Below are 24,546 nucleotides of genomic sequence, written 5' to 3'. Positions count from 1 at the left end.
CGCGGTGGGGTACTTAAAACCCCAGGACCTCGGCCCAAGGGGTGGGGGCCTTGGGGCTCACGTAGCCCGTGTCCATCTGGGCGAGCTGCAGCCTCCCCGAGTACTCCTCGTTCACCGCATGCCAGTAGGTGTACTCCTCAATCACCCAGATCCCCGACTCCCGGGCCCCGTTGCCGCTGGCCTTCACCCCGCCGAAGGGCAGGTGGGCCTCCGCCCCCACGGTGGTGTTGTTGATGCTGGTCATGCCAGCGCGGATGCCCACCTTGAAGAGGTAGGCCCAGTGGCGGTGGTTGGTGTAGATGGCGCTGGAGAGGCCATAGGGGGTGCTGTTGGCCACCTCTATGGCCTCCTCTATGCCGTCCACCTTCACCAGGTTGATGGTGGGGCCGAAGATCTCCTCCTGGAACTGGCGCATGCCGGGCCGGGCCTCCCAGACCGTGGGCCAGCCATATAGCCCCGCCTCCGGGTCCCCCAGGAAATGGGGGTAGGGGTTCTCCCGGGTGATGCGTCCCCGGCCCAAAAGCAGCGTGGCCCCGTCCTCCTCCCCCCAGGCGTAGTGCTCCAGCCAGCGCTGGAAGAGCCTTTCGTTGATGAAGGGGCCGTAGGTGACCTCGGGGTGGAGGAGGGGGTTGCCCACCCGGGTGGCCTCCACCCTCTCCAGGAAGCGGCGCTTGAAGGCTTCGTAGATGGGGGCGTCCACCAGGATGTTTCCCGCCGAGGTGCACCGCTGCCCCCCGGTGGCGAAGGCGCTCCACCAGGCCCCCTCCACCGCCAGGTCCAGATCGGCATCGCGCATGACCACCAGCGGGTTCTTCCCGCCCAGCTCCAGGGTGGGCCGGATGAGGTTTCTCCCCGCCACCTCCCCGATCCAGCGGCCCACCTTGGTGGAGCCGGTGAAGGCGAACTTGTTGAGAAGCCCCTCGTCCATGAGCTCCACCAGCCACTGCCCGGTGGAGTCCTTGCCCCCGCCGAAGACCAGGTTGATCACCCCGGGGGGGAGGCCCGCCTCCTCAAAGAGCTTGACGAAGATGTAGGAGAGGGCCGGGGAGTCGTCGGAGGGCTTCCACACCACCGTGTTCCCGGTGAGCACGGCGGGGATGAGCTTCCAGCTGGGCACGGCGATGGGGAAGTTTCCGGCGGTGATCATCCCCACCACCCCCAAGGGCCTCCGGAAGGTGAAGAGCTCCTTATGGGGCATCTCGCTGGGCACGGTCTGGCCGTAGAGCCTCCGGCCCTCGGAGGCGAAGAAGAGGGCGGTGTCTATGGCCTCCTGCACGTCCCCCGCCGCTTCCTTAAAGGTCTTCCCCACCTCCCGCACCATGAGGCGGGTGAGGGTGGGCTTCTCCCGCTCCAGGATCTTGGCCAGGTTGAAGAGGACCTGCCCGCGCACCGGGGCGGGGGTGCGGCTCCACTCGGCGAAGGCCTCCCGGGCCTTCAGGGCCGCCTTGCGCAGGGTGTCCTTGGTGCCTTCGGGAAACCGGGCCACCAGGTCCTCGCGGTCCGAGGGGTTGTGGCGCTCCAGGGGCCTCCCCTCGTACACCTCCTCGCCGCCGATGAGATGGCCGAGTTCCAGGGCGTTGCCGTACTTGCTGGTCAAGGCCTTCATGACGACCTCCACGGGGGATTTTACCCTAGCCGAACTTGGCCTTGAGGGCCCTGAGGGTGGCAGGGGGCACCAGCTTGGACACGTCCCCCCCGTAGCGGGCGATCTCCTTGACCATGGTGCTGGAGACGAAGGAGTAGCGGGTGGCGGCCAGGATGAAGAGGGTTTCCAGACCCGGCAGGAGCTGGCGGTTGAGGTGGGCCATCTGCAGCTCGTACTCGTAGTCGGAAACCGCCCGGAGGCCCTTGACGATGGCCTGGGCTCCCACCCGCTTCACAAAGTCCACCAGGAGGCCAGAAAAGGTGGCGGCCTCCACGTTCTTGAGGTGGGCCGTGGCCTCGCGGATGATCCCGAGGCGCTCCTCGGCGCTAAAGAGGTACTGGCCCCGCTTGTTGGGGTTTTCTAGGACGGCCACCGTGACCCGGTCAAAGAGGCGGCTCGCCCGCTGGATCACGTCCAGATGGCCGTTGGTGAGGGGGTCAAAGCTTCCGGGATAGACCACGTGCATTTAGACCTCCACAAGGGTAAGGGCGTTCTCCCCGTAGACCCGCCGCTCCCCCATAGGCAGGTAAAGCTCCTTGGGATGCTGCAGGATGTAAAGCCCTCCCTTCTCCACCAGGCCGCTTTCCAGAAGGGCCCGGAAAGCGGCCACCAGGTCCATGGGGTAGGGGGGGGCCATGAAGGCCACGGTGTAGTGCTCCCCCTTGGCTTTAGCCTCCGGCAGGAAGACCTCCACCGGAAGGGGGACGATGCGCACGGAAAGGCCGGCGCGGCGGGCGTTTTCCTTGAGGAGGGCGACGGCCTCGGGGTCCTTTTCCACCAGGGTAACTTCAAAGCCCTCGCTGGCCGCCTCCAGCCCCACCGCCCCGCTCCCGGCGTAGAGGTCCAAAAACCGCCCCCGCCGGGGGTAACGGGGGCGGAGGTAGTCAAAGAGGGCCTTGCGCAGGCGCACCGGGGAAGGACGCGCCGAGGCCGGCACCTTCAAGGGCACGCCCTTGGCCTTGCCGCCTAGGATCCTCAGCACGCCTCTTAGCTTAAAGCTCCAGGACCAGCTGGGCCAGGCGGACGAGGCCCTGGTCCAGGGTCTCCAGGGTGAGGAGGATGTCCAGATGGGCCAGGGTGCTGGCCCGGCTTTCCGTGAGGCCGGCCTCGAGGCGGTGCAGGTGGGCCCGCCTCAGGCTTTGGAAGTACTCGCGCAGGTCCTCCCTCAGCACCTCCTCCGCCAGGGCCTTCTCCCCGGTGGCCAAGGCCGCCCCTAGATGCTCCATCCGGGTGAGGAGCCGGCCCAAGGCCTGGAGGAGCTCCTCCTTACCCTCCTGGCTAAAGCGCAGGCCCTGGCCCCAAAGCCTTTCCACCTGGCGCACCACCCGGCGCACCAGGTCCCCCAGCTGTTCCAGCTCGCTGGCGGCCATGAAGAGCTTCACCGCCTTCTCCTCCTGGGTGCGGCTGGCGAGCTCCGAGGTGTAAAGCACCAGCTCCCGGGTGAGGGCGTCCACCTTCTCCTCCAGGGGCTGCAGGGAGGCCTCGCCCCCTTCCTCCTGGGCCAGCACCCGGATGGCCTGGACCAGCATCCCCCGCACGGCGTCCGCCACCCGGGCGAGCTCCCGCCGGACCAGGGCCAGGGCCAGAAGGGGCGAGTCCAGCGCCTCCCGACGGAGGTACTTCGGGACCACCCTGCGCCGGGGAAAAAGACCCTCGGCCAAGGCGCTGTAAACCCCGCCCAGGGGCCAGTAGAGGAGGGCGTAAAGGAGGTGGCTCAGGAGGTGCCAAAGGAGGACCCCGGGCACCCATCCCGACAAGGGCAGAAGCAAAAGGGAAAGGACGAGGCGGTGGAGGAAGAGGGGAAGGGCAAGCCGTAAAGCTTCCTCCCGGCCCGCCAAGGCCGCCCAGAGCAGGGTGGCCGTGGTGCCCACCCCAGCCCCCAGGACCAGGCCCACCGCCACCCCGGGGGCCACCTGGCCCGAGAGGAGGAGGCCCAAGGCGGCCACCGCATTGGCCGAGCCCAAGACCCCCCCAAGGAGGAGGCCCAGCCCGTAAGCGGCCAGGGGGGTCGCCACCCTTTGCCCCAGGGGCAGCCAGGGCTCCATCCCCGCCGCCATCTCCCCAAAGCCCAGGAAGAGCAGGCCAAGCCCCAGGACCAGAAAGCTCACCCTGCGCCAGGCGGGCACCAGGTAAAGGAAAAGCCCCAGGGCCAGCAAGACCTCCCGCACCCCCTCCTTGGCCAAGGCCAGAAGCCCCACCCAAACCCCTGCCCCGGCGGTGGCCGCCAAGGAAAGGAGGGCCGCCTGGGCGTGGGCCAGCACCCCCACCTCCAGAAGGGCCAAGGCCAGAAGCCCAAGCCCCGAGCCGCTCCCCGAGAGGGCCCCCAGGAGAAGGCCGTAGGCCAGCGCCCCTGCGGGCGACCCCAGTACCCGGGCCACCAGGCGGCGGCGCCCCTTCCAGCCCGAAAGGGCCTCGGAAACCAGGTGGAGGCCGAGGAAGAAAAGGGCCAGGCCCGCCAGGAAGCGCACGGGGAAAGTATAACGAGAAGCCGGCCCGAAGGCCGGCCAGTGGTCGGGGAGACTGGATTTGAACCAGCGACCCCCTCGTCCCGAACGAGGTGCGCTACCGGGCTGCGCTACTCCCCGTAGCGGAGTCCAGTATAGGGGAGGAAGGCCCAAAGGTCAAAGGGGTTGACACCCTCCCGAGGTTTTCCTACACTAGCCCCTAACCGCGCCGGGGCGCGGCGAAAACCGGCCCGTTCTCTTATCCAGAGCGGTGGAGGGTACGGCCCTGTGAAACCGCGGCAACCTCCCGCCCCTTCCGTTCCATGGCCGGATGCGGGCGGGGCTGGTGCCAAGGCCGGCCCGGGCGGGGGAAACGCCCGGGGACGATAAGAGAGGGGGGTAAGCGCCACGCCCAACCCCTTCTTGGCGAGAGAACGGTCTTGCCGGGAGGGGGCTTTTTTTGGCCCCTCCCAGGGATGGCCCCAGCGCCCCAGGGCGGGTCTCTGGCAAGGAGGCCGTATGCGCTTTGAGACCCTACAGCTCCACGCGGGCTACGAGCCCGAGCCCACCACGCTCAGCCGGCAGGTCCCCATCTACCCCACCACGAGCTACGTCTTCCAAAGCCCCGAGCACGCCGCAAACCTCTTCGCCCTCAAGGAGTTCGGGAACATCTACTCCCGCATCATGAACCCCACGGTGGACGTGCTGGAGAAGCGCCTCGCGGCCCTGGAGGGGGGGAAGGCGGCCCTGGCCACCGCAAGCGGCCACGCCGCCCAGTTTTTGGCTCTCACCACCTTGGCCCAGGCGGGGGACAACCTCGTCTCCACCCCCAACCTCTACGGGGGCACCTTCAACCAGTTCAAGGTGACCCTGAAAAGGCTCGGCATAGAGGTGCGCTTCACCTCCCGCGAGGAGCGCCCTGAGGAGTTTTTGGCCCTCACCGACGAGAACACCCGGGCCTGGTGGGTGGAGTCCATCGGCAACCCCGCCCTGAACATCCCCGACCTCGAGGCCCTGGCCCAGGCCGCCCGGGAAAAGGGGGTGGCCCTCATCGTGGACAACACCTTCGGCATGGGAGGCTACCTCCTGAGGCCCCTGGAGTGGGGAGCGGCCTTGGTCACCCACTCCCTCACCAAGTGGGCAGGCGGGCACGGGGCGGTGATCGCCGGGGGCATCGTGGACGGGGGGAACTTCCCCTGGGACAACGGCCGCTACCCCTTGCTCACCGAACCCCAGCCCGGCTACCACGGCCTAAGGCTCACGGAGGCCTTTGGGGAGCTGGCCTTCATCGTCAAGGCCCGGGTGGACGGCCTCCGCGACCAGGGGCAGGCCCTGGGGCCCTTTGAGGCCTGGGTGGTCCTCCTGGGCATGGAGACCCTCTCCTTGAGGTCCGAGCGCCACGTGGAAAACACCCTGCACCTCGCCCACTGGCTTCGGGCCCACCCCCAGGTGGCCTGGGTGAACTACCCCGGGCTGGAGGACCACCCCCACCACGAAAGGGCCCAGAAGTACTTCAAGGGGAAGCCGGGGGCCGTCCTCACCTTCGGCCTGAAGGGGGGGTACGAGGCGGCGAAGCGCTTCATCTCCCGCCTTAAGCTCATCTCCCACCTGGCGAACGTAGGGGACACGAGGACCCTGGCCATCCACCCCGCCTCCACCACCCACTCCCAGCTCTCCCCCAAGGAGCAGGCCCAGGCCGGGGTCCTGCCGGAGATGGTGCGGCTTTCCGTGGGCCTGGAGCACGTGGAGGACCTGAAGGCGGAGCTTAAGGAGGCCCTGGCATGAAGGAGATCGCCCTGGAGGCCTGGGGGGAACACGAGGCCCTCCTCCTCAAGCCTCCCCGCTCCCCCCTCTCCATCCCCCCGCCCAAACCCCGCACCGCCGTGCTCTTCCCCCGGCGGGAGGGGTTCTACACGGAGCTTGGGGGATACCTCCCCGAGGTGCGCCTGCGGTTTGAGACCTACGGGACCCTTTCCCGCAGGCGGGATAATGCCGTCCTCGTCTTCCACGCCCTCACGGGAAGCGCCCACCTGGCGGGAACCTACCGCGAGGAGACCTTCCAAAGCCTCTCCCCTCTGGAACAGGCCTTCGGGAAGGAGGGGTGGTGGGATGGCCTGGTGGGCCCCGGGCGCATCCTGGACCCCGCCCTCTACTACGTGGTCAGCGCCAACCACCTGGGAAGCTGCTACGGCTCCACCGGCCCCCTCTCCTTAGACCCCCGCACGGGCCGCCCCTACGGGAAGGACTTCCCCCCCCTCACCCTCCGGGACCTAGCCCGGGCCCAGGCGAGGCTTCTGGACCACCTGGGGGTGGAGAAGGCCACGGTCATCGGGGGAAGCCTCGGGGGGATGGTGGCCCTGGAGTTCGCCCTCATGTACCCGGAAAGGGTGAAAAAGCTCGTGGTCCTCGCCGCCCCCGCCCGGCACGGGCCCTGGGCCAGGGCCTTCAACCACCTGTCCCGGCAGGCCATCCTGCAAGACCCCGGGTACCAAAGGGGAGACCCCGCCCCCAAGGGGATGGCCCTGGCCCGGGGCATCGCCATGATGAGCTACCGGGCCCCCGAAGGGTTTGAGGCCCGCTGGGGCGCGGAGCCCGAGCTCGGGGAGACCTACCTGGACTACCAAGGGGAGAAGTTCCTCCGGCGCTTCCACGCCGAGAGCTACCTGGTCCTCTCCCGGGCCATGGACACCCACGACGTGGGCCGGGGGCGGGGCGGGGTGGAGGAGGCTCTGAAGCGCTTAAGGTCCATCCCCTCCCTCTTCGTGGGCATTGACACCGACCTCCTCTACCCCGCCTGGGAGGTCAAGCAGATGGCCCGGATGGCGGGGGCCCGCTACCGGGAGATCAAGAGTCCCCACGGGCACGACGCCTTCCTCCTGGAGACGGACCAGGTGGAGGAGATCCTGGGGGGCTTCCTCCCCTAAGTACCCCACCGCGGCTTTCGCCGCAGTGGGGGCCCCAAAAAAGTCTCCCTCCAGCCCCGGCTTAGGGGCCCCGGCACCGCGCCTGGATTTGGGCGAAGAATTCAGGCCAAAGGGGCACTTCGCTTCACTTCCCCACGCAGAAGTTCTGGAAGACCCGGGCCACCACCTCCTCCGCCACCTCCTTGCCCGTGAGGGCGGCGAGGGCCCGGGCCGCCTCCTCCACGGCCAGGCCCATGAGGTCCTCGGGGAGGGCGAGGGCCTCCTCCAGGGGCGCCTTGGCCCGGAGAAGGGCCTCCACCTGGCGCTCGGTGAGGAGCACCTCTCCCCCCTCTCCCCCCAGAAGGGCCTCCTTGAGGGCCTCCTTGAGGCGGTCCAGGCCTTCCCCCGTGAGGCTGGAAACGGGGAGGAACCCCGGGTCCTCCCAGGCCGGGGGGAGGTCGCTCTTGGTGGCCACCTTGAGGGTCCTCTCCCAGGGGAGGGGAGGCGGGGCGGGCCTCGGGGCCGAGCGGTCCACCACGTAAAGCACCAGATCCGCCTCCTCAGCGATCCTGAGGGCCCGTTCCACCCCCATCCTTTCCAGGGGGTCTTCCGTCTCCCGCACCCCGGCGGTGTCCACCGCCACCAGGGGGACGCCGAAGAGCTCCAGGGGGGCCTCGAGGTAGTCCCGGGTGGTGCCGGGGATGGGGGAAACCAGGGCCCTTTCGTAGCCCAGGAGGGCGTTTAGAAGGGAGCTCTTCCCCGCGTTCGGGGCCCCGATGAGGGCAAGCCTCGCCCCCCTTTGCGCCAGGCGGGAGGCCCGGGCCTGGGCGAGGAGGGCCTCCACCTCGGCCAGGGCCTCCCTAAGGGTGCTATCTGCCTCCAGGGGCTCCACCCCCTCCTCGGGGTAGTCCAGGAGGGCCTGGATGTGGGCGAGGAGGTCCAAAAGCCTCCCCTCGAGCCTCGCGATCCTCTGGGAAAGCGCCCCCTCCAGCGCCCTCAGGGCCTGCCTCCTCCCGAGCTCCCCTTCCGCCTCAATGAGGGCCAGGACCGCTTCCGCCTGGGCCAGGTCCAGCTTGCCGTTCAGGTAGGCGCGGAAGGTGAACTCCCCGCGCCCTGCGGGCCTTGCGCCCTGGGCCACCAGGACCTCCACCAGCCGACGGAGGACGGCCGGGGAGCCGTGGGTCTGGAACTCCACCAGGTCCTCCCCCGTGTAGGAGCGGGGGGCGCGGAAGACGAGGAGGAGGGCCTGGTCAACGGCCTCCCCCGTCCTCGGGTCCACCACCTCCCCCAGGGTGAAGCGCCCTCCCCGAAGGCGCCTCGGGTCCTTGCCCCGCCAGACCCTTGCGGCGATCTCCAAGGCGCCCTCGCCAGAAAGCCGCACCACCCCGATGGCCCCCTTTCCCGGGGGGGTGGCGACGGCGCAGATGGGGTCCTTGAGGTTCACGTCCGGCGAAACTCCTCTTCGGTGACGCCTGCTTGTTTCAAGATGGCCTTGAAAAGGCCCCAGGGTATCTCCCCTGAATGCATGGGCAGGACCACCCTTCGGCCGTCCGAGTGCACGTAGACCCGGTGTCCCTCCTTGCCCCGACGGGGAAGCGGCTTGAAACCCAGCCGCTCCAGCTTCCGGGCCACCTCGGAGGTCTTAGGCGGCATCTAGGGAGATCTCGGCCACCGTCACATCGGGAGGCGGCGCCTCCCCCAAGGATTCCAAGGCGGCCTCCAAGGCGTCCTTGGCGTTTTCCAGGGCCTCTTCCGGGGAGTGGCCGAAGGTGACGCACCAGGGCAGGGCGGGCACCTCGGCAAGCCACACTCCTGGGGTCTCCGGGTCTGAGCGTAAGACCACCGTGTAGCGCATCCCCTTCATTCTACAAGGCCTTCTTCAGGGCCTCCAGGGTCTTTTCCACGTCCTCCCCCGTGTGGGCCACGGAGAGGAAGGCCGCCTCAAAGTTGGAGGGAGGCCAGTAAATACCCCGGTCCAGGAGGCCGTGGAAGAAGCGGCGGAAGAGCTCCGTGTCCGTGCGCTTGGCGTCCTGGAAGGTGACCACGGGGCCTTCGGTGAAGAAGACGGTGATCATGGACCCCACCCGGTTCACCGCATGGGGGACGCCCTTTGCCGAGAGAACCTCCTTTAGGCCCCTTTCCAGCCGGGCCCCGAGCTCCTCCAGGTAGCGGTAGTGGCCGGGGTTTTCCTCCAGGATCTCCAAGGTGGCGAGCCCCGCCGCCATGGCCAAGGGGTTCCCGGAAAGGGTCCCCGCCTGGTAGACGGGCCCCAGGGGGGCCACCTTCTCCATGACCTCCCGCCTCCCGGCGTAGGCCGCGGCGGGAAGCCCCCCGCCCAGGACCTTCCCCAGGGTGACCAGGTCGGGCTTTAGGCCCAGAAGCTCCGTGGCCCCGCCGAAGGCCAGGCGGAAGCCCGTCATCACCTCGTCGGCGATGAGGAGGACGCCGTGGTCCTTGGCCTCGTGGAGGGCCTTCAGGAACTCAGGAGTGGGCGCGAGGACCCCGGCGTTCCCCACCACCGGCTCAAAGATGACGGCGGCGATCTCCTCACCCCGCGCCCGCAAAACCTCCCGCAGGCCCCCGGGGTCGTTGTACTCCAGGACCAGGGTGAGCTTGGCATACTCCTCCGGCACCCCGGCGGAGGAGGGCACGCCCAGGGTGAGGGCCCCCGAGCCCGCCTCCACCAGGAGGCCGTCGGCGTGGCCGTGGTAGTTGCCCCGGAACTTGACGATGTAGGGCCTCCCCGTATACCCCCGGGCGAGGCGAAGAGCGCTCATGGTGGCCTCCGTCCCGGAGTTCACGAAGCGCACCAGGTCCACAAAAGGGTAGGCCCGCTTCACCTTTTTGGCCAGGGCCATCTCCAAGGGACTTGGCGCCCCGAAGGTGAGGCCCTTTTCCAGGGTCTCCCGCACCCGGGCGAGGACCCTGGGGTGGGCGTGGCCGAGGATCAAGGGGCCCCAGCTCATCACGTAGTCCAGGTAGCGGTTCCCGTCCGCGTCCCAGACGTAGGCCCCCTCCCCCCGCACCAGGAAGGGAGGGGTGCCCCCCACGGCCTTGAAGGCCCGCACGGGGCTACTCACCCCGCCCGGGATGTGCCGCTTGGCCTCCGCAAAATAGGCCTCGGAAATGGGCCTCTCCATGCCCTCCACTCTAGCGGCTCTTCCCCGGGAAAAGGTAGCCCCGGAGGGATACCCACCTCCCCGGGGTCCTGGCCCCCCTAGGGCTTCCTACCCTTTCTCCCCCTTTCCTTCGCCCTGCCGGCTCGGGGAAGCCTGCCTAGGGACCCCCATGCTGGCCCAGGCCAGCATGGGCGGTATCAGCCGCCCCCTCCCGGGCCTCGGGGCGGTCCTGGGCTAGGGACGGATGGGCCTAAGCCCCAGGGCCTCGAGGCGGGCAAAGAGCGGCCTCAAGTCCATGGCTCCCACGTAGAGGAGCGTCCGGAAGCCCAGGCCCCCCGCCTCCCGGAAAAGGTGCAGACCCAGAAGGGGCGTCCGGGTAGCCTCCAAGGCCTCCAAAAGACCCTTCAGGCGGGGAAGGTCCGGCACCAGGACCTCGAGGGGGCTTGCCGGAACCCCAGGGCGTAAGCGGTCCAGGAGACCCCTGAGCAGGTCAAAGGCCGTGACCAGGCCCACCAAGACCTCCTCTTCCACCACCGGCAGGGCGCCCACCCGGGCGGCCTCCATGCGGAAGGCCGCCTCCTCGGGGGACTCCTCCGGGTGGGCCTTGGGGAACTCCTGGAGGAAGCGGGCCACGGGGGCTTCCCAGGAGGCCTGCACCGAAGCGGGGGCCCAAGGAGCGAGGAAGGGGCGGAGGTACCTCTCCCCCACCATGCCCCGGTAACGGCCCCCGTCCACCACGGGCAGGTAGCGCACCCCCGTCTGAACCAGGAGGCGGTGGGCCTGGCCCAGGGACACCTGGGGCTCTACCACCACGAGATCGGTGCGCATGAGGTCCCGCAGGACCGGGGTCCGGGCCAAGGGCGCTCTCATGCATACATGGTGGGTTAGTATTGGCCTGATGTCAAGTGTCTCCTTGACGCTTGCACATCACTATCCGTACTGATAGCAAACCCACAGCCCAACCCCGGGAAGGGGCCCACCGGGTCTACCCCCGGAAGAGCGCCTCCAGGGGCAGGTGGAAGCCGGGCAGGGCCTCTCCCCCTTCCAGCGCCTCGTGGGACCTCAAAAGCCGCCCCTCCCCGCCCCGCCCGTAGACCTCCACCGCCTGGAGCTCCGGGTAGACCAGCCACACCGCCTTGGCCCCCGCCCCCAGGTAGTCCAGGACCTTGGCCAAAACCCCCTCCGCCTCCTCCCCTGGGGAGACCACCTCCACGGCGAGGTCCGGCGCCCCCTCGTAAAACCCCTCCCGGGCCACCTCCTTAGGCCTTTCGTGGGAGAGGAACCAGACATCGGGGCTCCGCACCCGGTCGGGGTCCCGCCTCAGGATAAATCCCCCCTCTACCCCGGCCACGCCGAGCCCCGTTTCCTCCAGCCAACGCATCAGGTGGTAACCGATACGCAAAGCGATCCTTCCGTGCTCCGGCTTGGGCGGCATCTCCTCCCGGACCTCCCCGTCCACAAGCTCCCCCCGCTCCAGGGGCAGGGCGAAGAACTCCTCGGCCTTAAGGCGGGTCTTGACCATGGGGCCTCCTCCCTAATAGGTTAGCGCCTTCCTCAGGGCGGCGAGGACCCGCCTGGCGTTTGGCCGGTAGAGGTGCTCAATGGCGCTGAAGGGCGGGTAGGGGGCGTCATAGCCCGCCACCCGGAGGACGGGGGCCTGGAGGTAATCTATGGCCCCCTCGGCGATGCGGGCAGCGATCTCCGCCCCGAAGCCCCCGGTGCGCATGGCCTCGTAGACCACGATGGCCCGGCCCGTGGCCTTCACCGCCTCCAGGAGGGTGTCCTCGTCCAGGGGGACCAGGGTCTCCAGATCCACCACCATCACCTCCACCCCCTCCCTTCGGGCCACCTCCGCCGCCTCCAGCATCACCTCCACCATGCCCCCGTAGCCGATCAAGGTGGCGGCCTTCCCCTCCTTGAGGACCCGGGCCTTCCCCAGGGGCAGGGTGTAATACCCCTCGGGCACCTCGGCCCTCGCCCCCCGGTAGAGCTTGATGGCCTCGAGAAAGAAGACCGGGTCCTCGTCCTCTATGGCGGAAAGGAGAAGCCCCTTGGCCCTTTCCGGGCTCGAGGGGATCACCACCTTGACCCCCGGGGTGTGGGCGAGGAGGGCCTCGGGGGAGTCGGCGTGCTGCTCGGGGGTGTGGACGCCCCCGCCGTAGGGCGCCCGCACCACCACGGGAAGCCCCACCCGCCCCCGGGAACGGTGCCGCCAGCGGCCCAGGTGGGAGAGGATCTGGTCTAAGGCGGGGTACAGAAACCCCGCGAACTGGACCTCGGCCACCGGGCGCATCCCCCCCATGGCGAGGCCGATGGCCAGGCCCAGGATGCCGCTTTCCGCCAAGGGGGTGTCAAAGACCCGCCTTTCCCCGTACTTCTCCTGAAGGCCCTCCGTCACCCGGAAGACGCCCCCAAGCCTCCCCACGTCCTCCCCGAAGACCAAGACTCTCTCGTCCCGGGAAAGGGCCAGGTCCAGGGCCTCGTTGACCGCCTGGACCAGGTTGAGGACGCGCGTCTTTTCCCTCACCATGCTTCCTCCACGTGGAGGCCCCGCTTGAGCGCCTCAAAGGCCCTTTTCTGGTCGGGGCCCATCTCCTTGTAGACGTGCTCCACAATCTCCTCGGGGCGAGGCTCCGGGGCTTCATCCGCCAGGGCGAGCTCTTTAGCGAACTCCTCCTCCAGCTCCTGGAGGAGGGCCTTTTCCGCCTCCTCATCCCAGAGGCCCCGTTCCTCCAGGGCCTTCCTCAGGCGGAGGATGGGGTCTTTGGCCCGCCAGGCCTCCTCCTCCTCCCGGGTGCGGTAGCGGGAGGGGTCGTCGGAGGTGGTGTGGGGGGCGAGGCGGTAGGTGAGGGCCTCGAGGAGGGTGGGGCCTTCTCCCTTCCTGGCCCTTTCCACCGCCTTCTTGGCCTCCAGGTACACGGCGAAGGCGTCGTTCCCGTCCACCACCACCCCGGGCATGCCGTACCCCTCGGCCCTTCTGGCCACGTAGTCCACCCTCATCTGCCTGCTCCGGGGGACGCTGATGGCGTAGCCGTTGTTCTGCACCAGGAAGACCACGGGGGCGCTAAAGACCGCGGCGAAGTTCAGGCCCTCGTGGAAGTCCCCCTCGCTGGTGCCGCCGTCCCCGATGGAGGTGGCCACCACCCAGTCCTCCCCCCGGTGCCGCCCCGCCAGGGCCAGGCCCACCGCCTGGGGGATCTGGGTGGCGATGGGAATGTAGGGGTTCACCGCCCTAACCCCCTCGGGGAAGCCCCAGCCCGCGGGGTGGGCCCGCCAGTAGAGGATCAGGGTGTGGATGGGAAGCCCCTTGGCCAGGAGCATGGCGCTTTCCCGGTAGCTCGGCACCACCCAGTCCCCCTCCTCCAAGGCCAGGGCCACCCCCACCTGGGCCGCCTCCTGGCCCATGAAGGGGGCGTAGACCCCAAGCCTCCCTTGCCGCTGGAGGGTGAGGGCCTTCTCGTCAAAAAACCGGGCCCGGCGCATGGCCCGGTAGAGCCTCAAGGCTTCCCCCTCCCCTAGGGGGAACTCGCCCTTCTCCAGGTACTGGACCACTTTGGGCTTCACATGGGGGAGTTTACCACGGGCCCCAGCCTTTCCAGGGCCAGGCCAAGCTCCTCCTCGGCCTTGCAGAAGGCGAAGCGGAAGAGGTCCTTAGGGGGGTCTTCAAGGTAGAAGGCCGAGGCGGGGATGAGGGCCACCCGGGCCTCCTCCACGAGCCGGAAAGCGTCCCAGCCCGGGAGCTCGGCCATGAGGAAGTAGGTGCCCTCCGGGGCGAAGGCCTTAAGGCCCAAGGCGGCAAGCCCCGAGAGGAGAAGGTCCCGCCTCCTGCGGTAGCCCTCCCTCAGGGCCTCGTAGAACCCCTCCTTCCGGGCCACCCTCAGGGCCTCGGCCACCCCCGCCTGGAGGGGCGTGGGGGCGGAGAAGCTCGTCCACTGGCGCATGCCCGCGAGGAGGGGCATGAACTCCTTGGGGCCCACGATCCAGCCCACCCGGTAGCCGGTGGCCTCGAGGCGCTTCCCCGCGCTCCCCACGGTGAAGGTGCGCTCCGGGGCGAACTCCCTAAGGCGCCTGGGCCTCTCCCCGTAGTAGAGCTCGTCGTAGACCTCGTCGGATATGAGGAAGAGGTCGTGCTTCTGCGCGAGGCGGGCGATGGCCTCTAGCTCCGCCTCCTTGAAGACGAGGCCCGTGGGGTTCATGGGGGTGTTGAGGAGGAGGGCCCGGGTCCTTTGGGTGAGGGCCCCTTGCAGGGCGGAAAGGTCCAGGCGGAAGCCCTCAGGGGTGAGGTCTAAGCGCACAAGCCTGGCCTCGGCCCCCGCCAGGAAGGCGTCCGGCAGGTAGACGTCAAAGAAGGGCTCCAGCACCACCACCTCGTCCCCGGGGCCCAAAAGGCTTTGCAGGAGGACGTAGAGGGCCTCCGTGGCCCCGGAGGTGACCACCACGCTTTCGGGCTCCACGGCGAACTCCTCGGCGAGGGCCTCCCTAAGGGTGGGAAGCCCCGCCGGGGGGGCGTACTGGTCGTAGCGGCCCAAGGCGCGGCGCACCGCCTCCAGGAGGAAGGGAGGCGGGGGATTAGAGGGAAACCCCTGGCCCAGGTTCACCGCGCCCAGGCGCTGGGCGAGCTGGCTCATCCTGGGGAAGATGCTCTCCTTGGCGGCTTGGGTGCGGGGGTGGAGGCGCATGGGGATAGGGTAGCGCAACTTTATGCCCGGGGGGAGGGGTCCCCGAAGAGGTGGAGGAAGAGGGCCTCGAGGCTCGGCGTCCCCCGGGAGACCTCCAGCACCTCCACGGGGAGCTTGCCCAAGGCCTCCCGCAGCGTCTCCCACGGCCCCAGGAAGAAGAGGACCTCGGGGCCTTCCGCGCTCCAACCTGGGCCTAAGGCCTTAAGGAGGGCCTCCGCCTTGGGCTCGGCGAGGCGCACCCGGTACCCCTCCCCGGCCCACTCCCGGAGGAGGGCCCGGGTGGGGCCCTCCTTCAGCACCTCTCCCCGGCGGAGGAAGGCCACCCGGTCGCTCACCCGCTCCACCCCGTCCAGGTCGTGGGAGGTGAGGAGGATGCCCCAGCCCTCCTTCTTGAGCTCCAGGAGAATCCCCTCAAACTCCCTCCGGCTCACGGGGTCCAGGCCCAGGGTGGGCTCGTCCAGGAGGAGGAAGCGAGGCTTGAGGGCGAGGGCCAGGGCCAGGGCCGCCTTCTGCTGCATGCCCCGGGAGAGGGAGGCGAGGGGGGCGTGGAGGCGGTCCTTTAGGCCAAAGCGCTCCAGCCAGGCCTCAAACCGGGGGCGGACTTCCTTTGGGGGAAGCCCCCGGATGCCCCCGAAGTAGAGGGCGTTCGCCAGGAGGCTCAGGTTGACGTAGAGGTTGCGGCTTCCCTCCAGGAGGACGCCGAACTCGTGGCCCTGGGGCCTGCGCCGCACCCCGCCCTCTTCCAGGACCACCTCTCCCGCGTCGGGGAGGAGGAGGCCGAGGACGACCTTGATGAGGGTGGTCTTGCCCGCCCCGTTGGGGCCCAAAAGGCCCAGGATCTCCCCGGCCCCAAGCTCCAGGCTCACCCCCTTGAGGGCCTCCAGCTTGCCGAAGCGCTTGTGGACGTTCTGCACCGAAAGCCGCATCAGTACCTCCCTAAAATCCCCCGCAGACGGACCAACTTGTGCATGTAGCCCAAGGCGAGAAGGCCGAAGCATACCAACAGCAAGGCCTGCAGGAAGGCAGAAAAGGCCACCCACCCCGTCCACTCCCCCCCGGCAAAGCTCCGGCTCAAGAGGTGGGCAGCTGGGGCCAGGGGAAGGTACACCATGTAATCCCGCCAATGGACTACCGAAAAGAAGTAGAGCAGGAGGCCAAACTGGATGATGGTAAAAAAGCTCAGGATCTGCTTGAAGTAGAGAGCGAGGGCAGCCATACCCAGGGAAAACCCCAAGGCCGCTACCACCAAAAGCGCCAGGGCAAGCAGCCAGAAGGGTTCCGGATTGAAAGAAACGCCCGTCAGCAACAACAGAACCCCCAAAAGAACGCCCGTCCTGAACAGGATAAACAAGCTATCCGATGCTCCCCTAAAGAGAAGCTGGACCACAAGACCCCCTCGGGCCAAGGCTAAGTGCTCTAGCGTCCCCCTCTGAGCTTCCTGAGCGATCGTGAAGGCCACAGATTGAAAAATACCCACCACTACGCCAAAGACGGCATACATGAAGAGGATGTCCTGCCCTCCGCCAAAGTCAGCGCTCGGGCCGGACACGACAACCGATCCCAGGGCCATCCATATGGCGTAGAAAAACGCCATATCCGCGAAGAGGCCAGCCAGAAAGTCAGGCCAGTAGGTCCGGTAAAAGTTCAAGTTGAGCCAAACCTCTGCGAAAAATTGGCGTAGATAAGCCATACTTTCCTCCCTATATGAGAGCTAGATGAACCGCGTATCGTGAAGCTCCGTATTGGGGCCGAGGACCAACCTAACCCTTAGTCGCTTGATCCACGACCCCTTAATCAGCCTAAGGCCTAGCACTTGCCATTAACGATGCAGAACGAGCCGCAAATGAACTCACGCTTTGTGCTATCCGGCTTGAGAATCCACCGCATCTTCCTCACCTCCTTTCCCTAGCCCGTGCAGGGCCGAGGTGCCAGCTTTGCCTCGGTTGCCCCACTAAAAACACCTGGAGTTAGAAGAATAGCGAATGTTAGAGTAAAACCTGAAATCGCCCAACTGGTAGTAGTAGCCCGACCAGGCATCGCTGTAGCATCCCGTGGCCCCGTAAGCCACGCTCCGGCAGTGGGAAGAGGGCCAACCCGAACCGTAACAGGTGGGAGAACTGCTGCTGGCCGTCCAAGCGTTGGTCCGGGTTTCCACCCAGCCCCAAATGATGCTACTCATAGAACAAATGGCGGTGGCGTACACCTTCGCCCCAGGGGAAGCGGTAGTGGGCATGGCGGAGGCACTCAGGCTACAGGAGGGGAAAAGGGACTGGGGGGCGAGGTACTGGACCAGGAGGGGAAAGGTGTCTAAGCCCACCACCATCCCCCCATCGGGGGTTTTCAAAGCGGGAGGCAGATTCTCCCTTTCTCCACCTGGGGGTAGATTATCGGGGCCGTACCGCTTCACCTGCCGAACGATTTCCCTCAGCTTAGCCCTGAGCTCCTGGCGTTGCGGTTCCTTGAGGGGAAGAGGGAACTTTCTCAAGAAGGCGTTCTCCAAGACGCTTACCACAAGCTCCTCGTCCGACCAAAGAGCGTGCTGCTCCTTCACAAAGCGGAGCTGTTCCTCCCAGAATGCCTTTTCCTCAAGGGTGGCTTGGGCCATCCTCCCTTGGGCGTATTCGGCGAACTTCTGCACGCTTTCCTCGCTCAAGAGGGGTGGCACTATATCCAGGGAAACCCTCCCCTCCTTCTCCCAGTACCGGACCCCGGGGGCGAGTTCTATCCAAGCGCCGGATTGATCTAGGGATTGGGAAGGTGTTGCGGTTGCCGCTCCCTGCCCGCAGCCTGCAAAAAGACCAGAGAGAACGACCAGGAGCGCCAAGAGCACTTTTGGATTCCAGGCGAAGGGCCTCAGCGTGGACCCGCCGTGTCCGGCCGCCGGCTTTGACCTCCTGGACCTCCTTGCACACCTTCTTCACCTCCCTTCCAAGTTAGTCCCAGGGTAGCAAAAGGAAGGTAACGCCCGCGTAACTCAGGAAGCTCTCATAAAGACTCCAGGGCGTTACGCGGAGGTTACGTGGGCCGGGGTAGCCTTTGGGCATGCGGCTCCTGTGGCTTCTCCTCGCCCTCCTCGGAGGCTTTAGGGTCCTTCCCCAGTGCCTCGTCCCCCACTGCCAGCCCCCGGGGCCGGGGCTTTAAGTGCCCGTACCTCGGTCTCGCAACATGGGATGCCCAAGCCGGGGCTAGGGGGAGACTTTTTGGGGCCCCCACCGCGGCTTGGGCCGCGGTGGGGTACTTAGAGGCCCCACTCCCTCCTGAGCCTTTCCGCCCGGGCCTGGGCGATGGGAAGGCGGGGGTCTTCGGGGGGTAGCCTCTCCAGAAGGGCCTCCCAGACCTCCAGGTCCTCCCCCAGGCGCTCGGCCAGGAGGAAGGGGGCGTCCGGGTCCTGGGAGGCCAGGGCCGCCCGCCTCAGGGCCTCCTCCAGCTCCAGGCGGAGGGCCTCCACCCCAGGGGCCTGGCTTTGGGGAAGGAGGGGGCCCCGGTAGCGGGCGAGGGCTCCCCTCAGGTCCCCCTGGCGAAGGGCCTCCCACACCTCCAGGAAGTCCGCCCGTAGGGCCTGGGCCAGGCGGTAGGGGCGGCTTTCCACGGCAAGCCCTCGCCGCCTCAAGCGCAGGACCTCCATGCGGAGGGCGGGCCCGTTGGCCTCCCCGTAGAGGGCCTGGGCCAGGTCCTCCCCCCTCCACCCCTCCTTCCGGGCGAGGAGGAGGGCAAGGAGCTCTGCCTGGCGCAGGGGGAGGGGCTCGCCGCTAAGCCTTGGCTCCCCCAGGGCCTGGAAGTGGGCCCAAGGGCTTGCGGACCAAAGGAGCTCCTGCCCCCTCTTGGAGAGCTCTCCCAAGAGGGGGTGGGGCCTCCCCAGGAAGAGGAGGCCCCGCATGGCCTCCTCCGCCGCCTCCTCCAGGAGGAGGGACAGGGCCTCGGCCACCCCTTCCCCGTCCCCCCGGTAAAGCCCCTGGGCCAGGGCGAGGAGGGCCTGGGTGAGGGGCTCCTTGGCCCAGGGCCTCGCCGCCTGGAGGAAGGGGAGGGCCTCCTTCCCCAGGAGGCGCACCCCGGGGGGGGCGAGGTAAGGGAGGGCGGGAAGAGGGGCCTCCTCCAGGGCCTTCCGCAGGTAGGCCCGGGCGGTGGCCTCCTCTCCCTGGAGAAGGCGCAGGTGGGCCATGAGGAAGCGGGCGTAGAGCCCGGTACCTCCCCCCAGGCCCAAAGGCTCCACCTGGCGGAGGAGGTCGGGGAGGGGAGGGTCTTCCTCGGCGAGGAGGGCGAGCCAGGCCCACTCCAGGAGGGCGAAGGGGGTAAACCCCCGGGCATGGGCTAAGGCGGCGTAGTCCAGGGCCTCCCTCAGGCGGCCAATCCGCCTCAAGGTGCGGGCCAGGGCGAGGGCAAGGCGGCCCTGGGCCTGGGGGTCCTCGGTGCGCCGAAGGGCCTCCTCCAGGGCCAGGGCGCCCGCCCTCGGGGGGAGGGCCAGGCCCAGGTGGTAGAGGGTGAGGGGGGTCTTTGCCCTCTGGGCGGCCTCCAGGGCCAGGGCGCGGTAGGCCTGAAGGTTCCCCCGCCTCGCCTCCACAAAGCCGAGAAGGGCGAGGCGCTCCGCCTCCAAAGGGCCCTCCTGGGGAAGAAGGAGAAAGGCCAGGGCCTCCCGGTCCCTGCCCTCCTCCAGGAGGCGGAGGGCGGGGGTCAGGGGGTTCCCCGGGAGCTCCAGGGCCACGGGGCCATTTTAAGTACCCCACCGCGGCTTTCGCCGCGGCGGGGCCCCCTGAGGGCAAAAGCCAGGCGGAGCTCATCCGGGAGGCCTTGGCCGCTTACCTTGCCCAGGGCCAAAGGCCCACCTTTCGTTCCCTAGGCGTGGGCGAGGACGAGGAACTTTCGGGGCGCACCTCCGAGGCCTGGCTGGAAAGGGCTTGGCTTGAGCGATGATCACCCTGGACACCTCTGCCCTCTTCGCCCTCCTGAACCGGAAGGACCCGGACCACGGCCGCGTCAAGGCGCTCCTTCTTTCCGACCCGGGTCCCTACCTGGTGCCCATGGGTATCCTGGCCGAGATCGCTTACCTTGCGGAGAAGCGCCTGGGGCTCAGGGCCTTGGAGGCCTTCCTTCAAGACCTCGAGGCCGGGGCCTTCTCCCTGGAGTGCGGGGAAGAGGACCTGCCGCGCGTTAGGGAGCTGGTGGCCTGGTACCAGGACCTCCCCCTGGGCTTCGCCGACGCTGCGGTCATCGCCGTGGCCGAGCGGAGCGGCGGCCTAGTCCTCAGCCTGGACCGCCACTTTCACGTGGTGGCCCAGGAGGGTACCCTCCGCGTCCTTCCCTAGCCCGCCATCCGGAGAAGGGCGAGGAAGCTCTCAAGCTCGAGGCTCGCCCCGCCCACCAGCCCCCCGTCCACGTTGGGCATGGAGAGGAGGTCGGGAAAGTTCTTGGGGTTCACGCTCCCCCCGTAGAGGATGCGGACCCGTCCGGCGAAGGCCTCCCCGTAGCGCTGGGAAAGGGCCTTGCGGATCTCCCGGTGCATGGCCTCGGCGTCCTCGGGGGTGGCGTTCTTCCCCGTGCCGATGGCCCAAACGGGCTCGTAGGCCACCACCAGGCGGTCGGGGCCATCGGGCTCCACCCCCTCGAGGCTCCCAAGGAGCTGGTCCAGGGTGTAGGGCAGGGCCTCTCCCCTTTCCCGCACCTCCAAGGGCTCCCCCACGCAGAGAATGGGGGTGATCCCCTCCTCCAGAAGCCTCTTCGCCTTCTCCGCCACCAGGGCATCGGTTTCCCCGTGGTAGCGCCGCCTTTCCGAGTGGCCCACGATGGCGTAGCGGCAACCCAGGTCGGAGAGCATCCGCGCCGAGACCTCCCCGGTGTAGGCCCCCTCCTTGTGGGCGGAGACGTCCTGGGCCCCGTAGCCCACCTGGGTTTCAGCCAGCACCTCCTTGGCCACGGGGAGGATGGGGAAGGCGGGGAGAACGGCGGCCTCCGACTGCAAGGGGGGAAGGAGCCTCTTGAGCTCGGCGAACCACACCCGGGCCTCCGACGGGGTCTTGTGCATCTTCCAGTTGCCCGCCACCAAGACGCGCCGCATGGGGCCATCTTAACGAAAACCCCGCCTCCAAGGAGGCGGGTGTCCAGGGAACGGGGGCTACTGGAGGACCTCGAGGCCGGGCAGGGTCCCCTTCTCCAAGAACTCCAGGCTGGCCCCGCCCCCGGTGGAAACGTGGCCGAAGCGGTCCTTCAGGCCCAGGCGGTTCACCGCCGCCACCGAGTCCCCCCCGCCCACCACGGTGAAGGCGCCCCCGAGGCCCGCCAGGGCCCGCCCCACGGCCAGGGTCCCCTCGTCAAAGGGGGGCACCTCAAACACCCCCATGGGGCCGTTCCAGAAGGCGGTGCGCACGCCCCTTAGGGCCTCGGCGAAGGCCTCCCGGGTCCTGGGCCCGATGTCCAGGCCCATGTAGGGAACGGGGATGGCCCGCGCCGGGAAGACCCGGGTCGCCACGCCGGGCTCTATTCTCTCCGCCGCCACCACGTCCTCGGGGAGGAAAACCCGCACGCCCAAGGCCTCCGCCCGAGCGAGGAGGTCCCGGGCCAGCTCCAGGCGGTCCTCCTCCACCAGGCTCCTCCCCACCTCCCCCCCCAGGGCCTTGAGGAAGGTGAAGGCCATGGCGCCCCCGATGAGGAGGCGGTCAACGCGGGGAAGGAGGCTCTCCAGAACCCCGATCTTGTCGGAAACCTTGGCCCCGCCCAAGACCACGGCGTAAGGGTGCTCGGGGTCCTTAAGGAGGCGGGAGAGGGCCCTCACCTCCTTCTCCACGAGGAAGCCAGCGTAGGCGGGGAGAAGCCTCGCCACCCCCACCACGCTGGCGTGGGCTCGGTGGGCGCTCCCGAAGGCGTCCAGGACGAAGGCCTCCCCGAGCCTGGCGTAGCGGGCGGAAAGCTCGGGGTCGTTCTTCTCCTCCCCCGGCTCAAAGCGGACGTTTTCCAGAAGGGCCACCTCCCCCGGGGAGAGGCCCTTCACCGCCCCGTAAGCCTCCTCGGAACCGGGGCTATAGGGTACGAAGCGCACCTTGGGCAGGTACCGCCCCAAGGCCTCGGCCACGGGGGCCAGGGAATACCTGGGGTCGGGCCCCTTGGGGCGGCCCAGGTGGGAGAGGAGGACCAGGGAGGCCCCGCCCGCAAGGAGGTGGCGGAGGGTGGGGAGGCTTTCCTGGATGCGGGTCTCGTCCTGGACCTTCCCTTCCTGGACGGGAACGTTGAAGTCCACCCGCACCAGGACCCTCTTGCCCCTGGGGTCCAGGTCCAAAAGGGTCCGCATCTAGACCCCCTTCCGGACCACCAGCTCCACCAGGTCGGCCACCCGGTTGGCGTAGCCCCACTCGTTGTCGTACCAGGCGAAGACCTTCACCAGGTTGCCCATGGCCTTGGTGAGCTTCCCGTCCACGATGGAGGAGTGGGGGTCCATGACGATGTCCTGGAGAACGATCTCCTCCTCGGTGTAGGCGAGGATGCCCTTCAGGGGGCCCTCCGCCGCGGCCCTGAGGGCGGCGTTCACCTCCTCGGCGGTCACCTCCCGCTTGAGGAGGGCGGTGATGTCGGAAAGGCTCCCGGTGGGGGTGGGGACCCTCAGGGCCATCCCGTCAAACCGCCCCTTGAGGGAGGGAAGGACTAGGGCGGTGGCCTTGGCCGCCCCGGTGGTGGTGGGGATGATGTTGATGGCCGCGGCCCGGGCCCGGCGCAGGTCCTTGTGGGGCAGGTCCAGGAGGCGCTGGTCGTTGGTGTAGGAGTGGACGGTGGTCATGAGGGCCTTCTCCACGCCGAAGGCCTCCTCCAGGACCTTCATCACGGGGGCGAGGGAGTTGGTGGTGCAGCTGGCGTTGGAGATCACGTGGTGCCTGGCCGGGTCGTAGTCCTTCTCGTTCACCCCCAGGACCACGGTGAGGTCCTCCCCCTTGGCCGGGGCGGTGATGATGACCTTCTTGGCCCCGGCCTCGAGGTGGGCCCTGGCCTTCTCGGCCTCGGTGAAGACCCCCGTGGACTCCACCACCACCTCCACCCCCGCTTCCCTCCAGGGGATCTCCCGGGGGTCCTTGTGGGCCGTGGCCCGCACGGCCTTGCCGTCCACGTAGAGGTTGGCCTCGTCGTAGCCCACCTCCCCGGGGAAGCGGCCGTAGACCGAGTCGTACTTCAAGAGGTGGGCCAGGGTCTTGTTGTCGGTGAGGTCGTTGACCAGGGCCACCCCCACGCCCCGCCCGTGGAGAATGCGAAACACCTGGCGGCCGATCCTGCCGAATCCGTTGATGCCTACCTTCATAGCTCGCCTCCTCGCCTCCTTGGGCCCCTCGGTGAGGGACGGAGGCCTTGAGCCCAGTATAGGGCCTTTTCCATAAGTTTTTGCCCATCTTTGCCTCGAGGGTTGACACGTAAACCCCTTTCGGGCATGTTGGTTGACGAACCCTGCGGGGGTTCAAGGAGGCGTAGATGAAGGAAACCCAGTCCCTGCCCTACCTACCCCTGGCCAAGACCCTCTGGCCCACCAGGACCTTTTCCCGCGACCTGGCCCTGGTCCTTTCGGGAAGCCTCTTCGTGGCCCTAACCGCCCAAATCGCCCTCCCCCTCCCCTTCACCCCCGTTCCCCTCACCGGGCAGACCCTGGGTGTCCTCCTGGTGGGGGCGGCCTTGGGGAGCCGCCTGGGCTTCCTCTCCCTCCTGGCCTACCTCCTGGAGGGAGCCATGGGCCTTCCCGTCTTCGCCGGGGGCACCGGGGGCCTGGCCAAGATCCTCGGGCCCACGGGAGGGTTCCTCCTGGCCTTCCCCCTGGCGGCGGGGCTCGTGGGGCTTGTGGTGGAGCGCTTCGGCCTGGACCGGGGCTTCCTCGGCACCCTTCTCGCCATGCTCCTCGGCAACGCCCTCCTCTACCTGGTGGGGCTTCCCTGGCTCGCCGCCTGGCTCATGGGGGCGGGGAAGTTCGCCGGGGTTGAGGGGCTCCTGGCCATGGGCCTCCTCCCCTTCCTCCCCGGGGACCTGGTGAAGGCGGTGTGGGCCGCCCTCCTCCTCCCCAGCGCCTGGCGCTTCCTGGGCCGAAGGTGATGCGCCTCGCCCTGGCCCACCTGGGCAAGCGGGAAAGCCTAGAGGAGCTCCTTAAGGCCCTCCGCCCCCTGGCCCAGGAGGCCAGGGAGCGGGGGGCGGGGCTTCTCCTCCTGCCCGAGCTCGTCCTGGGCAGGCGGGAGGCCCCCGGGCTTTCCCAAGCCCTCCGGGACCTGGCCCGGGAGGTGGACCTCCTCCTCGTGGCGGGGCACCTGGAGGAGGGGCAAAACCGCCTCCAGGTCTTCCCCCAAGGCCCCGCCTACGCCAAGCTCCACCTCTACCGGGCGGCGGAGGAGGAGGGGGACGAGGGCCTAAGCCCCGGGGAGAGGCCCGTCCTCTTCCCCTGGGAGGGCCGCGCCTTCGGCCTCGCCCTCTGCTACGACCTGGACTTCCCCGAACTCTTCCGGGCCTACGCCCTGAGAGGAGCCCAGGCCTTTCTGGTGGGGGCGGCCTGGCCCGGGGCCTACGCCCCCCTTTTGGAGGTCCTGGCCCGGGCCCGGGCGGCGGAGAACCAGGCCTACCTCTTCCTGGCGAGCCGGGCGGACACGGGAAGCCCAAGCCTCTTCCTCGCCCCCGACGGGCGGGTCCTGGGGTACCGGGAGGAAGAGGGGCTTCTCCTCGCCGAGCCCGACTGGGCGTTCCTGGAAGCCTACCGGGCCCGCTACCCCCTCCTCCGGCACCGCCGGGAAGACCTCTACCGCCTCTGGTAAG

At 68.5% G+C, this 24,546-nt stretch carries 26 protein-coding genes, 1 tRNA gene and 1 riboswitch; of the genes, 6 read left to right on the top strand and 21 right to left on the bottom strand.

The window, feature by feature from the left end; all coding sequences use genetic code 11:
* Positions 1 to 13 precede the first annotated feature (13 nt).
* The 5 genes from ACZ5RK_RS07765 to ACZ5RK_RS07745 all read right to left on the bottom strand — a co-directional run bounded on the left by ACZ5RK_RS07765 (position 14) and on the right by ACZ5RK_RS07745 (position 4,230).
* Positions 14 to 1,606, bottom strand: a complete 1,593-nt coding sequence (locus ACZ5RK_RS07765) for an aldehyde dehydrogenase family protein (protein WP_464910073.1) — start codon at positions 1,604 to 1,606, stop codon at positions 14 to 16.
* A gap of 25 nt (positions 1,607 to 1,631) precedes the next feature.
* Positions 1,632 to 2,111 (bottom strand): pantetheine-phosphate adenylyltransferase, encoded by a 480-nt coding sequence (coaD, locus tag ACZ5RK_RS07760; RefSeq protein WP_464908683.1) that lies wholly within the window; start codon positions 2,109 to 2,111, stop codon positions 1,632 to 1,634.
* Positions 2,112 to 2,627: an RsmD family RNA methyltransferase gene (locus tag ACZ5RK_RS07755; protein ID WP_054647497.1), complete on the bottom strand. Its 516-nt coding sequence runs from the start codon at positions 2,625 to 2,627 to the stop codon at positions 2,112 to 2,114. It abuts the gene before it with no gap.
* A 10-nt stretch (positions 2,628 to 2,637) separates the two neighbouring features.
* Positions 2,638 to 4,113: a Na/Pi cotransporter family protein gene (locus ACZ5RK_RS07750; RefSeq protein ID WP_464908682.1), complete on the bottom strand. Its 1,476-nt coding sequence runs from the start codon at positions 4,111 to 4,113 to the stop codon at positions 2,638 to 2,640.
* Between the two features lie 40 nt (positions 4,114 to 4,153).
* Positions 4,154 to 4,230 (bottom strand) — tRNA-Pro (locus tag ACZ5RK_RS07745).
* A gap of 115 nt (positions 4,231 to 4,345) precedes the next feature.
* Positions 4,346 to 4,482, top strand: a riboswitch (SAM riboswitch).
* 126 nt (positions 4,483 to 4,608) lie between these two features.
* Between ACZ5RK_RS07745 and ACZ5RK_RS07740 the strand changes: the two genes are divergently transcribed.
* Positions 4,609 to 5,874 (top strand): O-acetylhomoserine aminocarboxypropyltransferase/cysteine synthase family protein, encoded by a 1,266-nt coding sequence (locus tag ACZ5RK_RS07740; protein WP_464908681.1) that lies wholly within the window; start codon positions 4,609 to 4,611, stop codon positions 5,872 to 5,874.
* A complete protein-coding gene (metX, locus tag ACZ5RK_RS07735; protein ID WP_464908680.1) occupies positions 5,871 to 7,013 on the top strand; it encodes a homoserine O-acetyltransferase MetX in 1,143 nt (380 codons plus the stop codon). Before ACZ5RK_RS07740 ends, metX begins: the two co-directional genes overlap by 4 nt.
* 124 nt (positions 7,014 to 7,137) lie before the next feature.
* Here metX and mnmE read toward each other — a convergent pair whose 3' ends face one another.
* From mnmE to ACZ5RK_RS07670, 13 genes are all read right to left on the bottom strand, one after another.
* Positions 7,138 to 8,436: a tRNA uridine-5-carboxymethylaminomethyl(34) synthesis GTPase MnmE gene (gene mnmE, locus ACZ5RK_RS07730; protein ID WP_464908679.1), complete on the bottom strand. Its 1,299-nt coding sequence runs from the start codon at positions 8,434 to 8,436 to the stop codon at positions 7,138 to 7,140.
* Positions 8,433 to 8,645, bottom strand: a complete 213-nt coding sequence (locus ACZ5RK_RS07725) for a type II toxin-antitoxin system HicA family toxin (protein ID WP_054647431.1) — start codon at positions 8,643 to 8,645, stop codon at positions 8,433 to 8,435. Before ACZ5RK_RS07725 ends, mnmE begins: the two co-directional genes overlap by 4 nt.
* Complete coding sequence (locus ACZ5RK_RS07720; protein ID WP_464908678.1) at positions 8,635 to 8,847, bottom strand: type II toxin-antitoxin system HicB family antitoxin; 213 nt, start codon at positions 8,845 to 8,847, stop codon at positions 8,635 to 8,637. Before ACZ5RK_RS07720 ends, ACZ5RK_RS07725 begins: the two co-directional genes overlap by 11 nt.
* 10 nt (positions 8,848 to 8,857) lie before the next feature.
* Positions 8,858 to 10,132 carry a glutamate-1-semialdehyde 2,1-aminomutase gene (gene hemL, locus ACZ5RK_RS07715; protein WP_464908677.1) on the bottom strand — a complete coding sequence of 425 codons (1,275 nt, stop codon included), beginning with the start codon at positions 10,130 to 10,132 and terminating at the stop codon, positions 8,858 to 8,860.
* A 213-nt stretch (positions 10,133 to 10,345) separates the two neighbouring features.
* Entirely contained in the window at positions 10,346 to 10,981 is a 636-nt protein-coding gene (locus ACZ5RK_RS07710; protein WP_464908676.1) for a CBS domain-containing protein, read from the bottom strand.
* Between the two features lie 115 nt (positions 10,982 to 11,096).
* The gene (locus ACZ5RK_RS07705) at positions 11,097 to 11,633 is read right to left on the bottom strand and encodes a Uma2 family endonuclease (RefSeq protein WP_464908675.1); all 537 of its coding nucleotides are present in this window, start codon (positions 11,631 to 11,633) and stop codon (positions 11,097 to 11,099) included.
* A 12-nt stretch (positions 11,634 to 11,645) separates the two neighbouring features.
* Positions 11,646 to 12,641 carry an alpha-ketoacid dehydrogenase subunit beta gene (locus ACZ5RK_RS07700; protein WP_464908674.1) on the bottom strand — a complete coding sequence of 332 codons (996 nt, stop codon included), beginning with the start codon at positions 12,639 to 12,641 and terminating at the stop codon, positions 11,646 to 11,648.
* The gene (gene pdhA / locus ACZ5RK_RS07695; RefSeq protein WP_464908673.1) at positions 12,635 to 13,675 is read right to left on the bottom strand and encodes a pyruvate dehydrogenase (acetyl-transferring) E1 component subunit alpha; all 1,041 of its coding nucleotides are present in this window, start codon (positions 13,673 to 13,675) and stop codon (positions 12,635 to 12,637) included. The genes ACZ5RK_RS07700 and pdhA overlap by 7 nt, the downstream gene beginning before the upstream one ends.
* Positions 13,672 to 14,790 carry a pyridoxal phosphate-dependent aminotransferase gene (locus ACZ5RK_RS07690; RefSeq protein ID WP_464908672.1) on the bottom strand — a complete coding sequence of 373 codons (1,119 nt, stop codon included), beginning with the start codon at positions 14,788 to 14,790 and terminating at the stop codon, positions 13,672 to 13,674. Before ACZ5RK_RS07690 ends, pdhA begins: the two co-directional genes overlap by 4 nt.
* A 20-nt stretch (positions 14,791 to 14,810) precedes the next feature.
* Positions 14,811 to 15,716 carry an ABC transporter ATP-binding protein gene (locus tag ACZ5RK_RS07685; protein ID WP_464908671.1) on the bottom strand — a complete coding sequence of 302 codons (906 nt, stop codon included), beginning with the start codon at positions 15,714 to 15,716 and terminating at the stop codon, positions 14,811 to 14,813.
* Positions 15,716 to 16,480, bottom strand: a complete 765-nt coding sequence (locus tag ACZ5RK_RS07680) for a hypothetical protein (protein WP_464908670.1) — start codon at positions 16,478 to 16,480, stop codon at positions 15,716 to 15,718. Before ACZ5RK_RS07680 ends, ACZ5RK_RS07685 begins: the two co-directional genes overlap by 1 nt.
* Before the next feature lie 261 nt (positions 16,481 to 16,741).
* Positions 16,742 to 17,614: a hypothetical protein gene (locus ACZ5RK_RS07675; protein ID WP_464908669.1), complete on the bottom strand. Its 873-nt coding sequence runs from the start codon at positions 17,612 to 17,614 to the stop codon at positions 16,742 to 16,744.
* Between the two features lie 414 nt (positions 17,615 to 18,028).
* Positions 18,029 to 19,489, bottom strand: coding sequence for a hypothetical protein (locus ACZ5RK_RS07670; RefSeq protein WP_464908668.1), 1,461 nt, complete (start codon positions 19,487 to 19,489; stop codon positions 18,029 to 18,031).
* Between the two features lie 86 nt (positions 19,490 to 19,575).
* On the opposite strand from ACZ5RK_RS07670, the gene ACZ5RK_RS07665 reads away from it, so the two are divergent.
* Together ACZ5RK_RS07665 and ACZ5RK_RS07660 are read left to right on the top strand one after the other, a co-directional pair.
* Complete coding sequence (locus ACZ5RK_RS07665; RefSeq protein ID WP_464908667.1) at positions 19,576 to 19,698, top strand: hypothetical protein; 123 nt, start codon at positions 19,576 to 19,578, stop codon at positions 19,696 to 19,698.
* Positions 19,695 to 20,090: a type II toxin-antitoxin system VapC family toxin gene (locus ACZ5RK_RS07660; protein WP_054647815.1), complete on the top strand. Its 396-nt coding sequence runs from the start codon at positions 19,695 to 19,697 to the stop codon at positions 20,088 to 20,090. Before ACZ5RK_RS07665 ends, ACZ5RK_RS07660 begins: the two co-directional genes overlap by 4 nt.
* Here ACZ5RK_RS07660 and tpiA read toward each other — a convergent pair.
* From tpiA to gap, 3 genes are read right to left on the bottom strand one after another with little or no spacing between them, the layout of a single operon-like run.
* The gene (tpiA, locus tag ACZ5RK_RS07655) at positions 20,087 to 20,839 is read right to left on the bottom strand and encodes a triose-phosphate isomerase (RefSeq protein WP_464908666.1); all 753 of its coding nucleotides are present in this window, start codon (positions 20,837 to 20,839) and stop codon (positions 20,087 to 20,089) included. The genes ACZ5RK_RS07660 and tpiA overlap by 4 nt on opposite strands.
* Before the next feature lie 57 nt (positions 20,840 to 20,896).
* Positions 20,897 to 22,066 (bottom strand): phosphoglycerate kinase, encoded by a 1,170-nt coding sequence (locus tag ACZ5RK_RS07650; protein WP_464908665.1) that lies wholly within the window; start codon positions 22,064 to 22,066, stop codon positions 20,897 to 20,899.
* Positions 22,067 to 23,062 carry a type I glyceraldehyde-3-phosphate dehydrogenase gene (gene gap / locus ACZ5RK_RS07645; protein ID WP_464908664.1) on the bottom strand — a complete coding sequence of 332 codons (996 nt, stop codon included), beginning with the start codon at positions 23,060 to 23,062 and terminating at the stop codon, positions 22,067 to 22,069.
* Positions 23,063 to 23,229: 167 nt separating this feature from the next.
* On the opposite strand from gap, the gene ACZ5RK_RS07640 reads away from it, so the two are divergent.
* Positions 23,230 to 23,838 carry a biotin transporter BioY gene (locus tag ACZ5RK_RS07640; RefSeq protein WP_464908663.1) on the top strand — a complete coding sequence of 203 codons (609 nt, stop codon included), beginning with the start codon at positions 23,230 to 23,232 and terminating at the stop codon, positions 23,836 to 23,838.
* Complete coding sequence (locus ACZ5RK_RS07635; protein ID WP_464908662.1) at positions 23,838 to 24,545, top strand: carbon-nitrogen hydrolase family protein; 708 nt, start codon at positions 23,838 to 23,840, stop codon at positions 24,543 to 24,545. The genes ACZ5RK_RS07640 and ACZ5RK_RS07635 overlap by 1 nt, the downstream gene beginning before the upstream one ends.
* Position 24,546 lies beyond the last annotated feature (1 nt).

It is taken from the genome of Thermus kawarayensis JCM 12314 (assembly GCF_055393575.1).
This window is presented reverse-complemented; position numbering and strand designations above follow the sequence as displayed.